Raw genomic sequence first — 15732 nt, 5'->3', positions numbered from 1 at the left:
GAGGGAGGGGACAATGATTGAACGTCCTGAAGAAGCGTTGACTGTTCAAGAATTGTTTCGCAGGCAAGCGGCAAGGACGCCGGAACGGCAGGCTGTTCAGTTGGGGGATGAATCACTGACGTACAGACAGCTTGATGAGAAATCTGATGGTCTGGCTGCCCGGTTAAGAAGCAAAGGGGCAGGAAGCAATACTATAGTGGGCATTTTGTGTGACCGTTCTTTTGAAATGCTCATTGGAATATATGGCATTCTGAAGACTGGAGGAGCCTACCTCCCGATCCCCCCCACCCTTCCCGAGGCCAGAATCCGTTTTATGCTTGAAGAGAGCGGAGCTATCCTGCTGCTGGCCCGGAAGCCATATATCAATCCGCATTTATTTGGCGGTGAGCAGCTTAATCTGGATGATCCAGAGCTATATCTTTACACAGAGGACACGGCAACTCAGGAATACCATTCCTCAGACCTGGCCTATGTCATTTATACCTCGGGTTCAACCGGAACTCCCAAAGGGGTGATGATTGAGCATGGTTCTCTGACCAACCGCCTGAACTGGATGCAGGCCGCTTATCCCATAGATGAGAATGACACGATACTCCATAAGACTCCCTTCGGATTTGATGTGTCCGTCTGGGAACTTCTGTGGTGGGGAATTTCCGGAGCAAAAGTTTGCCTGCTGGAGCCGGGCTATGAGAAGTTTCCGCAGACTATTATTGAGGCGGTCAGCAGGTACAATATTACTGTCATTCACTTCGTACCCTCCATGCTGAACGTATTCCTGAAATACGTGGCCGGTGCCGGGGAACTTGACAGATTGGCGGCTCTTAGATTTGTATTTGCCAGCGGGGAGGCACTGCCTCCGTCCAGTGTTCAACTATTCAACGAGCTTTTGAATCAGCGCAGCCGCACAAGGCTGATTAATTTATATGGTCCGACAGAGGCCACGATTGATGTGACCTATTATGATTGTCCGGAAGAAGGCCCTATTCAGAAAGTACCGATTGGCAAGCCGATTACCCGCACTGACATTCTGATTGTCAAGCAAGGACACCTGCAGCCGGACGGCGAGCCGGGAGAAATCTGCATTACAGGCGACAACTTGGCGAGAGGATATATCAATCGGCCTGAACTCACATCGGAGGTTTTTGTCCAAGGACCCACAAGCCGGATGTACAGAACCGGGGACTTGGGGCGCAAACTGCCGGATGGCAATATTGAATATATGGGGCGGCTGGATCATCAGGTGAAAATCAACGGACAACGGATCGAGCTTGGGGAGATTGAGGCTGTTATCCGCCAAAGTCATCCAGGTGCCGAATGTGCAGTAATATTCAGACCAGTCTCTGACATAGCGGCTGATATTGTCGCTTGCATTGTTTCCGGAGAAGAATTGTCGCTGGCTGGGTTAAAAGCGGAGCTGAAGCCGTTCTTGCCGGATTATATGCTGCCGAGCAAGCTGTTTCAGCTAGACAGGATGCCATTGACCGCCAATGGCAAATTGGACCGGGCTATCTTGGCGGAGCTGGCGCAATACACAACTGCATAATGGGAGAGTAGCTATGAACAAGCTTCGCAGAGACAATGTTGAAGATATTTTGCCGCTGACCCCGATGCAGAAGGGGATGCTGATTCATTATCTGAAGCAGCCTGCAAGCAATATATACTTTGAGCAGATGAGCCTGGAGGTAACGGGGGACCTGCATATCTCCTTGTTTGAACAGGCCTGGCATAAGGTAGTCGCATTAAATGAAATGCTGCGTACGACGTTCCGTTGGGAGCTGATCGAGAATCCTGTACAGATTATTTTGAAGGATGCTTCCCCGGTGATTGAGTTTGTTGATCTCGCGCAGGACGGTGAAGCCCCCTCATGTGAAGTAGAGAGGCTGATACTCGCGGATCGCAGCAGAAGGGTGGAGCTGACGGATGTTCCCTTTCGAATTGTAGTGTGCAAGACCAATGAGCAGCGGTATCTCGTGATTCTCAACAATCATCATATTCTCTATGACGGATGGAGCACAGGTGTTTTGCTGAAGGAATTTTTCGGGATATATAATGAGCTCTACCATGGCAGAACGCCCGATTTACCCTGCAAAAACAAGTACAAAGCCTTCGTAAGCAGCTTGAACAGAAGAAATGTGCAGGCAGAGCATGACTACTGGCAGACATACTTACAAGGGTTCCGAAAATACAGAAGTCCTGCGGAACAGAACCCAAAACCAAAGACAGAAGCGGAAAAAACAATTAATAATTTCCTTGTTCCAGCTTCAACTTTTGACCTGGCAGAGATAGAAATCTTCCTTAAGAAGTATCAAATCACACTTGCAGTCTTGATGTATACGGCCTGGGGGATTCTGCTGTATAAATACAATGCTGAGCAGGATATTGTATTCGGCACCACCGTGTCGGGCAGGAAGCCGGATTTGAAGCAGGTAGAGAACATGGTTGGATTGTTCATTAATACCTTGCCGTTACGGATGAACATTACACCTGAAGAAAGGCTGCTTGCTCTGCTGGATCAAGTCATGCACATGCTGCAGGATAGAGAAGGGTTCGAGTATGTCTCTCTGGCTGATCTCAAGACGTACTGCGGAAGCGGAAATGACCTGTTTCATTCGATGGTGGTCCTGGAAAATTATCCGGTGGATCTTGCAGCTATTTGTGGCAATGATGCGCTCAGGGTAAATTCCTATTCCATGCTCATCCAGGCTGAATATGATCTGGTGTTTAATATCTCTGTGCTTCACGGAATCGAGCTTACCCTCAGCTATAACAGCAGCAGGTACACGGGAACGGAAATAGAAGATATGGGCTTGCATTTGAATAGGGTGCTGCAGCATATTTTGTCCGCGTCCAACGAAAATGAGTTGAAGGTAAGGCAGATTGAGCTTATGGAAGCCGGAGAAAAAGAAAGCATGTTAACTGTTCTAAACAGCGAGCGATTAAATTTGCTTGTTGAGTTCGATATTTAGGTTGAGTCATGTCTTCCACCAAAGGAGAAGTGAGCCCATGGAATACTATAGCGTTCCCTCTGATTTCAAAATGGAAACCATTGACCGGTACGCGCAAATGAATGAGGAATATGCTCATGCAAAGGTACTGGAGACTTACGGAAATATTACGGTTAATAATGAACTGGCCTCAGGCAGAGCCGTTAGCCAGCTGCCCCGGATCGACCTGCTGGATTTACGGAGATACATCGAATATTCCAATGCCAAAAATATAGACTTTAATTATACGATTAATGCCATTTATTTAAATAATAAAGAGTTCACAAGAGAAGGAGTACAGGAGATCCGGAGCTTCCTTGCTGATTTGTATCAGGCAGGGGTTCGCTCCATTACCGCAGCTTTACCTTCGCTGGTAGAAATTATAAAGTCGTCCGGATATGATTTTGCAGTCAAGTCTTCTACACTATGTCAAATTACGAATGCGAATAAAGCAAGCTTTTACCGGGATATGGGTGTCGACAGAATTGTTGTGGACGAATCCATTAACCGCAACTTCGGCAGCTTGCGGGAGATCGTGAAGACCTTCGGGGATAAGGTGGAAGTCATAATCAATCCGATTTGTCTGAAGGACTGCGTGTATCGTATGTTTCATTATAATCAGATAGGCGGAGATTCTACCGGATCGGCCAGCGAAATTAGTGTGAACTATTATGAACACCGGTGTGTACTTCAGAGGTATAGAGACATTGGGAATTTGTTGAAAATCTCCTGGGTGCGGCCCGAAGACATTCCTTATTACACTTCTGTCGGTATTCATTATTTCAAGCTGCAGGGCCGGCACTTGGTTATGAAGGGTGACCCCGTAAGAACTTTGAAATGCTATTTTGACCGAAGCTATGATGGAGATTTGATGGATATTATCAACATGTTCCATTCAATCAACCATTTCAAAATTTTACTGGACAATAAAAAATTAGAGGGATTTATCAAGCCTTTTTATGAGAAGGATCATTTCTGCCAGAAGAGCTGTGAATCGTGCAGCTACTGTACCAACTACTCTAAAAAGATTATCGACTACGATAAGGCAACCGAAGTCGTTCAAATGGCACAGACCTTCTACCACGAATACGACAAATTCAATGGATTGATAGAGTCCTGCAGTTCAGAGGAAGAGGAGATGAAACGTACCGTAGAGGTTGACTTTGATCTCTAGGGCAAAAGGAGAGTAAGAAGATGACTATTAACCGATTAGCTTCCATTGAAGTGTTTGATGAGGCCAGACAATATTGGCATACGAAGCTGGATGGATGCTGCCCTGAAGCTGAGTTTGTGCTGTCAGGCCTTCGTACTGGAGAAGCATTCTCCCGAGATCACAATGAGATCGTGCAGTTGGACGAAGAAGTATGTGAAAAATTGAACAAAATGAGCAAAGGTAACGACTTGTCGCTCTATGTCTTATTGCTGGCTGCTTTTAAAGCGCTGCTTGTACGCTATATGGGAAGCGAAGATATTCTAATCGTGTCGCCCACTCTAAAAGACAGCGGCCAAAATTATAACAAGGCGGTGCTGCTGCATGACAATCTCCGGCCGGAAGCAACCTTCAGAAGTATACTGATGCAGGTAAAGCAGACGGTAATCGACGGTTATGCAAATCAGTTCTATCCTGTGAGCAAGCTTCTGGAGGAGCTGAAACTTTACAGCAATGAACACGTGTTCCAATATGGATTCAGCTATGAAGCCATACATCTGCCGAACTCGGATGAGTTCAATAGATGCTCGTTAAGAATAACTGTTCGGAAGACTGGAAACAGGCTTGAATACAATGTCAACTACAACCCCGAAGAAGTGGACGCCGCCCAGATTAGCAGAATGCTCATCGCCTACAAGTCTGTTCTGAGTCAGGTACTGATGAACACTGAGATGTCCATTGGTGATGCAACCGTTATGGATGCCGGGGAAAAAGAAAAGCTCCTTTATACTTTTCAAGGCGAGACTGTACCGGTCCCTGAAACTGCGACTATAACGGGTCTGTTTGAGCAGCAGGCACGGAAAACTCCGGATCATACAGCGGTCCGCATACAGGGGACAGAGCAATCAGATTCCTGCTATGAGGAATTGACCTATGCGGAACTGGACAGGCAAGCTGACCAGCTGGCATTCCTGCTGCTTAAGAAGGGAGTGAATCAGAACAGTATTGTGGGGGTCATGGTCTCACCATCCCGCTGGCTGGCTGTCTCCTTGCTCGCAATCGGAAAGGCCGGCGCCGCCTACTTGCCTATTGATCCGGGGTATCCGAAGGAACGAATTCTGTACATGATAGAAGACAGCGGGGTCGGGCTGGTTCTGGGCGATGAAGCGGCCGGGTATTTACTAGGAATGGAGAGCTTGCCCCAGGTTGAATATCTGCCCCTTAATGAAATTCCGCATGTGATTAAGGACCTACGCATAGAGGAGCACGGCAGAGGGATGGTGGCGCCTGGACCTGCAGATTTGGCTTATGTCATCTATACATCGGGAACTACGGGGAATCCAAAGGGAACCCTGATCGAGCATAGAAATGTGGTCAACACGCTTCTTTTTCGCAAGAAGGCTTACCATCTGGGTCCTCAGGACGTTACTTTGCAATTGTTCTCTTGTGCCTTTGACGGATTTGTCGCCAGCTTCTTTACGCCTCTGATTTCCGGGGCCAGCGTGATTATTCTGGGCGGGGACGGGAACCGGGACATGAACCGTATACGGGAAGCCATTGTTGCGGGCGGTGTAACTCATTTCATTTGTGTACCTATGCTGCTTGAGTCAATGCTTGAGCACATCAGGCAGGAGGACTTGGTCACCCTACAGACAATTGTACTGGCCGGTGACAAAGTTTCCCCTGCACTTGTCAGCAAAGTTAAAGGCATCGGAAACGGAGTGGAGCTGGCAATTGAATATGGTGTGACCGAATGTTCCGTATTGTCCGCAGTGCACAGAAATCAACAGGAGGAAGAGGCGGTCCGTATCGGCAGACCCATTGATAACACCTCCATTCTGATTGTGGACAAGCGGGGAAATCTTCAGCCGATAGGCATGTACGGCGAGCTGTGCATGATAGGCACAGGCATCTCTTCCCGGGGTTATCTCGGTAAGGAGAACTTGACCCGCGAGAAGTTCATCGAGCAGTCCTATATACCAGGCGGAGGCAATCTGTACAAAACAGGTGATATAGGAAGGTGGCTGCCGGACGGAACCATTGAGCTGGCAGGCCGGCTTGATCATCAAGTCAAGATCAGAGGCTACCGGATCGAGCCGGCTGAAATTGAAAGGGCGCTACTGCGGCATACCGAAATTAAGCAAGCTGTAGTTCTAAGCGGGATGGGGGGAAGTTACGCCCCGGAACAGGCTTTGCATGCGTACTATGTGCTGCAGCGCCCCGGAACTACGACTTCAGATTCGGAGCTCCGGGCCTATTTACGCAGCTGCTTGCCGGAATATATGGTACCGGCCTATTTTATTGAGCTGGATGAAATAGCACTGACGCCTAACGGCAAGGTGGATACCTCAGCCTTATTGCGGACTGAACGGATCGCTGCTAAGCATATTCCTCCTCAGGGACAGGTCGAGCAAGCATTGGCTGCCATTTGGGCGGATATTTTGGAAATCCCCATACAGCAGATTAGCCGGGATTCCAATTTTTTCGAGCTGGGCGGTCATTCCTTAAAGCTTACGGCACTGACTGCAAAAGTCTATAAGCAGATGCAGGCCAAGCTGTCTATCAGCGAACTTTTTGAAAAGCTCACGATTCAGGAACAGGCGGACTGCGTAAAAAGCGCCCTGAAGATGGAGTATACCCCCATTGAAAGAGTAAGGGAACAGAATCATTATCCGCTGTCCTCAGCCCAGGCCAGATTGTACTTTCTGCATCAGCTGCAGCCTGACAGCACCGTGTACAATTTAAGCGCTGTACTGACGATGGAAGGAGATGTTCACAAGGAACATATGGAAGATGTGTTCCGGCGGTTAATCCAGCGACATGAAGCCTTCCGGACCTCCTTCCACCTTATCGAAGGGGAGTACGGACAGTGTATTCATGCAGAGGTTCCTTTTTCCCTGCCGCTGCTCTCCTGCGGCAGCGATGAAGAAGACCTGGAAGCCATCATCTCAGATTTCATACAGCCCTTCGACCTTGCCGAGGCCCCGCTGCTGAGAGCAGGGCTCATTCGGCAGACCGGCAGCAGGGTGCAGCTTGTGGTTAACCTTCACCATATCATTGCAGATGGAGTATCTCTTCAAATTCTGATTGAAGAATTCATGGCTTTATATTCAGGCAGCGACCTTCCTGAGATCAGAGTAAGCTATAAGGATTATGTGAACTGGCTGGAGCTGAACAAGCAGGAGCTTGAAAAGGACAGAGCGTATTGGACAAATCTGTTCCAGGGAGAAATCCCTGTGCTGGAGCTGCCGCTAGATTATCCGAGACCGGGGATCAACCGGTTCGCAGGCAGCACCTTAAGCTTCACCATTCCGGCTGATATTGCAGCTTCAGTGAAAAAACTGGCAATCGCAGAGAATGTCTCTATATTCATGGTTCTGCTGACTGTTTATTTTATGTTGCTTAACAGACTTACTGGCCAGAAGAACATTGTTGTCGGGAGTCCTATTGCAGGCCGCAAGCACGATGATCTTGCTAATGTAATCGGGATGTTCGTAAATACCTTGGCGCTCAAAGGGGAAGTATCGTCTGCGGTTACTTTCAAAGAGCTTCTTCGCCAAGTAAGAGAAACAACCTTGAAGGCTTATGAGCATCAGGATTATCCGTATCAGGAGCTGATTGAGCATGTGGGCGCCGTCAGAACTTTAAACCGTAATCCTTTATTTGACACTATGTTTATGGTTCAAAATACGGATATACCGGAGCTTCGGCTTCCTAACCTGAACATAACCCCTAATAGCTATCAAAGGGATACATCAAAGTTTGACTTGACCTTGCAATGTACGGAGGTGAACGGGACATTATGCTTTGAATTTGAATACGCAACAGCCTTATTCAAGGCTTCCACAGTGGAAAGATTCGCTGATTATTACCAGCGCCTGCTTGCGGATGCGCTGAGACGTCCAAGCCGTTCCGTCGGGGAGCTTGAGCTGTTGTCCGGAGAAGAGACGGAACGTATGCTTGTTCAATTTAATCACACTGCTGAAGTGTATCCCCGGGACAGCAGTATCATCCAGCTGATAGAAGGCCAGGTTGGGCGTACTCCTGACGCTGTTGCAGTCCATTGCGGTGACAGCAGCATTACTTACAAGGAGCTGAATGAACGCTCCAACCGGCTGGCCCGGCTTCTTCAGCGGAAAGGAGCCGGCGGACATGTTGTAGCCTTGCTTGCTGAGCGCTCTATTGGGGCTGTGGTTGCTATACTGGCTGTGCTGAAGGCGGGGGCGGCCTATGTACCGATCGACCCGCAATATCCGGCCGCCAGACAACAATACATTTCGCAAGACAGCGGGGCTGTATTGCTGCTGGCTCAAGAAGCAGCAATACGGAATAAGGAAGATCTCATGCTAACCTTTTCCGAAGAAGATATTCTCATTATTGAGGAAGATAAGCTGTATCTGAGCTATGACAGTGCAGATCTAGGATTAGCTATTGGTGTAGAGGATACTGCCTATATTATTTACACTTCCGGGTCAACCGGACAACCCAAAGGGGTTGAAATCAGTCATAGAGGCTTGACTAACTATGCTTGCTGGGCTTCCAGACAATATGTTAGGGGGGAGCAGCTACATTTTGCCTTGTTCACTTCCCTGTCCTTTGATTTGACCGTCACCTCGTTGTTTGTGCCGTTGATCAACGGCAATGCAATTATCGTGTTTAACGGCAGGAACGAACAACTGCTTGACGATGTAATGAGCTGCGACAAAGTGGGAGCCGTGAAGCTGACTCCTTCTCATTTAAAGCTGTTACACGGTAAGAAGCACAGCCATTCTGCCATTAAGAGGTTCATTGTAGGTGGAGAGAGCCTTTCAACCGCATTGGCTGATGAAATATGGCGGCTTTATGGAGGCCGGGCGGAAATCTTCAATGAGTACGGTCCAACTGAAGCAACGGTTGGCTGCATGCACTATTTATTTGACCCTGCCAGAATGACAGGGACGTCCGTTCCGATAGGACAGCCTGCTGGAAATACTAGCGTATACCTGCTGGATAAGTGCCTGCAGCCCGTTCCGGAAGGAGTGTCCGGAGAAATGTACATTGCCGGAGACGGGTTAGCCAAAGGATATATTGGAAATCAAAAACTTACAGCCGAAAGGTTTGTAGACAATCCTTTTGCAGTCGGAACAAAAATGTATAAGACAGGTGACACAGCCAGGATGGCGGATGGTGAAATGATCTATCTGGGGCGGGAAGATCAGCAGCTCAAAGTCCGCGGATACCGGATCGAACCGGGCGAAGTGGAAGGAGTACTCTCTTCCTTTCCTATAGTTAAGGAGACGGTGGTTGATGTAATTGACCTCAACAACGCCAATGGCGACAAGCAATTAATTGCCTATGCAGTGTCTTCCCAGCAACTCGATACTGCTGAACTTCGGCGTTACGCTGCTGAACATCTGCCTGACCACATGGTTCCTGCCTATGTATTACAGGTTGACAGTATTCCGCTTACGGTCAACGGCAAGCTGGATAAGGAACGGCTGCCCCGTCCTGATCGGTATTTGCTCCAGCCGAAATCGAAATATATCCGGCCGGCCTCCGGGGTAGAGGAGCAAATTGCGGCCATATGGATGGAGATTCTGCAGCTGGATAGTGTCGGAGCCGATGATCAATTTTTTGAGCTGGGCGGGAATTCTATGCTTCTCCTAAAAATGAACAGCCGTTTGGAGCAAGAGTTCCGGCGGGATATCCCGGTAGCGGATTTATTCGCTCATCCAACAATTAGCCATCTGGCGAGGTATTTAAGCAATAAAGCTTCCTCTCTGGAGGCGTGTGACCCTGACATCGAAGCAGGGATTGAATTAATGCAGGATACCATTTATAACTTGACCGGTGATCACAATGCCTAATATCCCGCAATCCAATGCATATACAGGACTGGAGATCGCGGTAATCGGCATGGCGGGAAGATTTCCGGGAGCCGCAGATCTGGAGGAATATTGGAATAATCTCGTGAATGGAAAAGAGTCGATCTCCTTTTTTACCGAAGAGGAGCTGCGACAAGCTGGCTGGGACGAAGAAACGTTAAGCAGCCCTGGATATGTTCCGGCAAGAGGTGTAGTCAGCGGCCTGGAATACTTCGACTCCAATTTTTTCGGCTATAATCCGCTTGAGGCAGACATAATGGACCCGCAGATTCGATTTCTTCATGAATGTGCTTGGCATGCGCTGGAGGATGCAGGCTATAATCCGCATTCCTACGCCGGGAATATCGGAATTTGCGTCGGAGCCTCCGCCAATTTCAATTGGGAGGCCCATGCTTATATGGATGAGCGTTTTGATCACTCGCTTTATCCTTATATCAATGTTCAGTTCTTGGCCACTCTTTTGGCCTACAAACTGGATTTGAAGGGGCCAGCATACGTGGTCAACACTGCTTGTTCCACTACTCTGACTGCTATCCATCAAGCATGCAGAGCAATCCTGACGGGTGAGTGCCGGATGATGCTGGCCGGAGGCGTGTCCATCACGGCCCCGCTTAAGCAAGGCTACACTTACGACGAGGGAATGATTATGGCTCCGGACGGACATTGCCGGTCTTTTGACGATGAGGCACAAGGAACCGTCGGCGGCAGTGGTGCTGGAGTAGTTGTGCTTAAGCGATTAAAGGATGCATTGACAGACGGTGACAACATTCATGCGGTAATCAAGGGCAGTGCCATGAATAATGACGGTAGCAAAAAGGTAGGCTATACGGCTCCAAGTGTAGAGGCTCAAGCCCTTGCTGTCAGGCAGGCATTAAAGGTTGCTAGAGTTATGCCGGAGAGTCTTTGTTATGTGGAGGCTCACGGTACAGGTACGGTGCTTGGCGATCCGACGGAAATCCAGGCTTTAGCACAAGCCTTCGATTCAAAAGCAAGACAGTTCTGCGGAATCGGTTCGGTTAAGAGCAATATCGGACATTTGGACGCTGCCTCCGGCATAGCGGGCTTTATAAAAACCGTGTTGATTTTGAAGCACAGCCGGATTCCGCCTACGCTTCATTTCGAATGTCCGAATCAGCACATTGATTTTGTTAACAGCCCCTTCTATGTCACGGATGAATGCACCGAGCTGGAACGCGGGCCGCTGCCGCTGCGGGCAGGAGTAAATGCACTGGGAATTGGGGGCACTAACGTGCATATCGTATTGGAGCAGGCCCCCTTTGACAGCCATTGTACAGAGACGGGACATAGCCCGTATATACTGCCACTCTCGGCATTAACAGAGAAGACACTCTCAAGAATGGTTGATCAGCTTGAGACTTATCTGGAGGGACACCCGAATATTTCGCTGCATGCTGCGGCTTATACCCTGCAGGAGGGAAGGAAGCATTGGACACACCGGTGCATACTGCTGTGTGAGAGAACAGCAGACGGGTCCCGGATTAATGTTCGGCGGCTGTATCCCTCAGATATAGACGCAGACATATGGCCCGGCGATAGCTTCCTTCAAGAAATAGTTATCCTTTGGCTGCAAGGCCGGGAGGTGAATTGGGAGCTTCTATACAGGGATAAACCAGGAAACCGGATTTCATTGCCTGTCTATTCTTTTGAGCGGGAGGCGTACAACACCAGAGTCATTCTCCTCAAGAATCGGATCAGGTCCGGGAATGATTGTGATTCATTGCCTGCTGCTAAGGAGAAGCCCCGGCTAGCCCTAGGTTCGGATTATCATCGGTCGGCGTTAAGCGCGCCGTTTGAGCCGCCGGTTACCGAGTTTCAGCAGTTGTCGGCTGAGGTGCTCTCGGAGCTTACCGGAATCCGGTGTATTGGAATTCATGATAACTTCTATGAATTGTCCATCGACTCTATCAAAGCGATCCGTTTGGCATCCAAACTGCATAAAGCCGGCTTCAAGGTAGGGGTACAGCAAGTAATGAGCTATCCTACCATTGCTGCTCTGGAAGAACAGACTGCCCATAGCACCAGGCAGTATTCAGAGATGAAGGAACAGAAAACACAATTCAATTTCGTTATAGAACAGGATCAGCGCTTGAGCAGCGAGGTGATTAACGGAATTAAGGAGCGTTATCCTGAGGCCGAAGCGGTATATCCGCTTTCACCGATGCAGAATTTAATTCTCGCCCAGAATATTGCGGCTTATAAAAAAGGTAATGATGTGTTTGCACTCGTGTTCAAGATAACGGGCGAAATGGATGCAGCAATGTTCTGCAGGGCATGGGAGGAGATGGTCAAGCGGCATCCGATATTAAGAACAGCTTTCATCTGGCGTAGGGTGCCTGAACCGCTTCAGGTTGTCTACGGGCAAGCAACTCCCGACATCAAACAATTCGACTGGTCCTGCTTAACTGCCGAAGAGCAGCAATTGGCTGTACAGGCCTATATTGCAGAAGAGCGGAGCAGAGGCTTTAAGGTAACAGAGGCACCGTTAATGCGGGGATGTCTGGCTAGAACCGATAGGCTCAACCACCATTTTATCTGGACTTTTCAGCACTCGCTCATTGACGGCTGGAGTATGCATTTAATCATTAATGAGCTGCTGATAGCTTACAAGGCTCTCATGAATCAAAGTGCAATTGGTCTTGACAAAAGCAAATCTTTCCATAGCTATATTGAATGGCTTCAACAACAGGATCAAGAGCCGGCAAGACAATTCTGGCAGGAGGAATTTGCCGGGTTCGCTCCAGTAAGACCGCTAACTGATGGTATGAAGAGAAAAGAAATGTCTGATTTCAATATCGTAACGCAGGAGCTGGTGCTGCCTGAAGCGTTCATGGAGGAGGCCGGCGCTTTCTCAAGAAGAAACGGCCTGACGTTAAATACGTTGGTTCAAACAGCCTGGGGAGTACTGATAAGCCATACAACGGGCAACAACGATGTCATTATTGGTGTGGAAACGTCCGGCAGATCTGAAGGGTTAGAAGGGATTGAAGGCATGGCAGGGCTATTCATTACTGTTGTTCCGGTAAGGATCACTATCCCCCCGGCAGCAGTCTGTACCGAATGGATGAAGCAGTTTCAGACCCGGCAGCTAACGATGCGTTCTTATGAGTATGCTACAACCCAACAAATCTCAAAGTGGTCTGACGTAGCGATGGATCTGCTCCAGCAGGCGATCTATGAACGGACACTTGTATTTCAGAATATTCCTATGGAACTCGAGGAGAAGGAATATGAGGGCATTCGCATGAGTATTGAGGGCCGCGTTTCACAAATCAATATTCCTCTGAGAATATACGTAACCCCGGCGAGTACGCTAACTCTGTTGATCTGCTATAACGAGAGCCAGTATTCATACAAATCTGTGAAAGAGCTATTGAATCAAATGGCCCATCTTCTACAAACCATCATCCGTCACAAACACCTTGATTTCAATGAATTACTGAAGGCAATACACTAAAATACCTCCCGGAGGTGCAGCATGCTGCAAACGATAAATGAAACGGTATTGTTGATTCTTAAAAGAAATCTGGAACTCGACGAAGGGGATAGCCTGGAGCTTGATGACGATCTGCTGCTGCTTGGTATCAACTCGATCAACTTCATCCGAATCGTAGTGGACTTTGAAACGGAATTCGGATTTGAATTTGGTGAAGAAGAGCTCGATTATAACCTGTTCAGAACGGCGGGTAAACTAATCGAATATATCGAAAACAAGCTGGAGGGGGTAGCATAGATGGGGAATGTAATCATCACCAATTCCTGCAATTTGAACTGTCCATTCTGTTTTGCAACAGAAACCAAAAGCAATGAGGAGGTTAAATTTCAGCATATGTCGTTGGATGAGTTCCGCAGCATATTGAAATTTGATCATAATCTAGTTACCAATCTGTGCGGAGGCGAACCGACAACCCACCCCAAATTCACCGAGATGCTGGAGGAGCTTCTTTCGGTCCGGGGAAAATATATTAATGTTTTGACGAATGGAACGTGGTCTGACAAGGTTCGTGAATACATTGCCGGGCTGCCCTTCGAGAAGTCGAAGCGCATTGTCTATCTGTTTAATGTGCTGCATCCGGATATGTACACAGAGAGGCAGAAGAACAGACTGTATGCCGCTTTGAGAGCAGTTAACCCCGAAACGGCCTTTATTGGTTTTACCATTTATAAGTATCCTTTTGATTATTCTTATATCTTAGAGATGGCCCGCACCTTCGGAATCAAGAGAATAAGGTACAGTATCGCCGCTCCCAATATCCATGATTCTGCTGCTTTTCAGATTGATCCCTCACAAGATTTCCGGGAGTTGGCAGATGTGGTTTATGACTTTATTATGGATGCCCGGGCGCTAGGACTTGAGGTCAATCCCGACTGCGGATCGTTGCCGCCCTGCGCATATACTAAGGAGCAGTTGGCCGATCTGATGCTGGTTAAACCCGGTCTGAAATTTAACTGCAGCGCAGTGGTGGATATTGCCCAAGGCGGTGAAGCATGGAGATGCTACAGCCTCTATTCCATTATGAAGGCGAACACCAAGGATTTTTCCGGTATTCAAGACCTCACTGATTACTTCAATCGCCGAACCCGGCTACTGGCAGACATTGATATTCTCGATGAATGCAGGGATTGTGAGCATAAGCGCAGCGGATTATGTTATGGCGGCTGCTTGTCCTATCATGTAATCGCTGCGTGGAAAAAGGATCGGGAATACAGCTTTTTCCCTATAGATAATGATCTTGAACTTCTTGCCTCCATTCCCCACCTGGATTACAATGTATTGAATCTATGGAAAAAAAGTGCGGATGAAACGATTGTGTATGTACGACGGGATCAGCAGCTTCAGACTAAAACATTGCGGAATGACCCTGTATTTCTGGCGTTTATTAAAGCATGCAACGGCAAGACTGCTGTGAAGGATATTATTGAGGAATTGGCGGATTATTTCGACAATGGTGAAGAAGCTGCTGCGGAGGTAATGGCAATGGCTCGGCTGCTATTTGATCATTACTCGCTACATCTGGAGACGGCATTGGCTTCGCCGCTGCAGCCGCATATCAGTGCAAAAAGGAGAGAAGCACATGAAGTATTATAAGAAATTAATTGGAGAGAAGTGTTACTTAACCTCTGTTGCTTCAGACGATGCAGAATCCTGGACCTGCTGGTTCAATGATCTGGAGGTGACGGTGCCGCTTGGAAATGAAGCTTATATTCCAACGTCTCTGGACAAGGAGCGTGAAGGTATCGAGCATGCTCTCAAATCCGGAGCGCATATGTTCAGTATTGTGGACCTGCAGAGCGACATTGCCATTGGACGCTGTCTGCTGTTTGACGTCAACCTAATCGACCGGAATGCCAAGCTAGGTATTTTTATCGGCAACAAGGAATTTTGGGGAAAAGGATTTGGCTCTGACGCACTGAGACTTCTATTGGATTACGGGTTCAATTTGCTGAACTTGAATAACATTATGCTGGGGGCGTTCGCCTTTAATGAAAGAGCTATTCAATGCTATAAGAAGGTTGGGTTTAAAGAGATTGGCAGAAGAAGACAGGCCCGCATTATCGGAGGAGTAAAGTATGATTCCGTTCTCATGGATATGTTGGCCGAGGAATTCGAGTCTATATTTGTGAAGCCTATCATCGCAAGCTCGTCGGCCGGCCATTAGGAATAAGGCGGCGGTATCCGGGAGGTATTCCAGGGCTGCCGCTCTTTTTAATTAAT

At 48.1% G+C, this 15732-nt stretch carries 8 protein-coding genes; all 8 read left to right on the top strand.

Annotated elements, in window-relative coordinates; translation table 11 throughout:
* Positions 1-13: 13 nt before the first annotated feature.
* From HQN87_RS20710 to HQN87_RS20675, 8 genes are read left to right on the top strand one after another with little or no spacing between them, the layout of a single operon-like run.
* Entirely contained in the window at positions 14-1543 is a 1530-nt protein-coding gene (locus tag HQN87_RS20710) for an amino acid adenylation domain-containing protein (protein WP_173137205.1), read from the top strand.
* 13 nt (positions 1544-1556) lie between these two features.
* Positions 1557-2966 (top strand): condensation domain-containing protein, encoded by a 1410-nt coding sequence (locus HQN87_RS20705; RefSeq protein WP_173137203.1) that lies wholly within the window; start codon positions 1557-1559, stop codon positions 2964-2966.
* Between the two features lie 37 nt (positions 2967-3003).
* Complete coding sequence (locus HQN87_RS20700; protein WP_173137201.1) at positions 3004-4158, top strand: U32 family peptidase; 1155 nt, start codon at positions 3004-3006, stop codon at positions 4156-4158.
* 20 nt (positions 4159-4178) lie between these two features.
* Positions 4179-9980: a non-ribosomal peptide synthetase gene (locus HQN87_RS20695; RefSeq protein ID WP_173137199.1), complete on the top strand. Its 5802-nt coding sequence runs from the start codon at positions 4179-4181 to the stop codon at positions 9978-9980.
* Positions 9973-13473, top strand: coding sequence for a condensation domain-containing protein (locus tag HQN87_RS20690; RefSeq protein ID WP_173137197.1), 3501 nt, complete (start codon positions 9973-9975; stop codon positions 13471-13473). Before HQN87_RS20695 ends, HQN87_RS20690 begins: the two co-directional genes overlap by 8 nt.
* A 21-nt stretch (positions 13474-13494) precedes the next feature.
* Positions 13495-13749, top strand: coding sequence for a phosphopantetheine-binding protein (locus HQN87_RS20685; RefSeq protein WP_173137195.1), 255 nt, complete (start codon positions 13495-13497; stop codon positions 13747-13749).
* The gene (locus tag HQN87_RS20680) at positions 13750-15105 is read left to right on the top strand and encodes a radical SAM protein (protein ID WP_173137193.1); all 1356 of its coding nucleotides are present in this window, start codon (positions 13750-13752) and stop codon (positions 15103-15105) included. It abuts the gene before it with no gap.
* Positions 15092-15676, top strand: coding sequence for a GNAT family N-acetyltransferase (locus HQN87_RS20675; protein WP_173137190.1), 585 nt, complete (start codon positions 15092-15094; stop codon positions 15674-15676). The genes HQN87_RS20680 and HQN87_RS20675 overlap by 14 nt, the downstream gene beginning before the upstream one ends.
* Positions 15677-15732: the final 56 nt, after the last annotated feature.

It is taken from the genome of Paenibacillus tritici (genome assembly GCF_013204885.1).
Classification (GTDB): Bacteria; Bacillota; Bacilli; order Paenibacillales; family Paenibacillaceae; genus Paenibacillus_AQ; species Paenibacillus_AQ tritici.
The sequence above is the reverse complement of the archived record's forward strand: the minus strand, read 5'-3'. Positions and strand labels throughout refer to the sequence as shown.

What these genes read in the sequence shown, in the direction of transcription:
- HQN87_RS20710 (WP_173137205.1), top strand. Translation starts at nt 14, where the DNA reads ATGATTGAACGTCCTGAAGAAGCGTTGACTGTTCAAGAATTGTTTCGC.
- HQN87_RS20705 (WP_173137203.1), top strand. Translation starts at nt 1,557, where the DNA reads ATGAACAAGCTTCGCAGAGACAATGTTGAAGATATTTTGCCGCTGACC.
- HQN87_RS20700 (WP_173137201.1), top strand. Translation starts at nt 3,004, where the DNA reads ATGGAATACTATAGCGTTCCCTCTGATTTCAAAATGGAAACCATTGAC.
- HQN87_RS20695 (WP_173137199.1), top strand. Translation starts at nt 4,179, where the DNA reads ATGACTATTAACCGATTAGCTTCCATTGAAGTGTTTGATGAGGCCAGA.
- HQN87_RS20690 (WP_173137197.1), top strand. Translation starts at nt 9,973, where the DNA reads ATGCCTAATATCCCGCAATCCAATGCATATACAGGACTGGAGATCGCG.
- HQN87_RS20685 (WP_173137195.1), top strand. Translation starts at nt 13,495, where the DNA reads ATGCTGCAAACGATAAATGAAACGGTATTGTTGATTCTTAAAAGAAAT.
- HQN87_RS20680 (WP_173137193.1), top strand. Translation starts at nt 13,750, where the DNA reads ATGGGGAATGTAATCATCACCAATTCCTGCAATTTGAACTGTCCATTC.
- HQN87_RS20675 (WP_173137190.1), top strand. Translation starts at nt 15,092, where the DNA reads ATGAAGTATTATAAGAAATTAATTGGAGAGAAGTGTTACTTAACCTCT.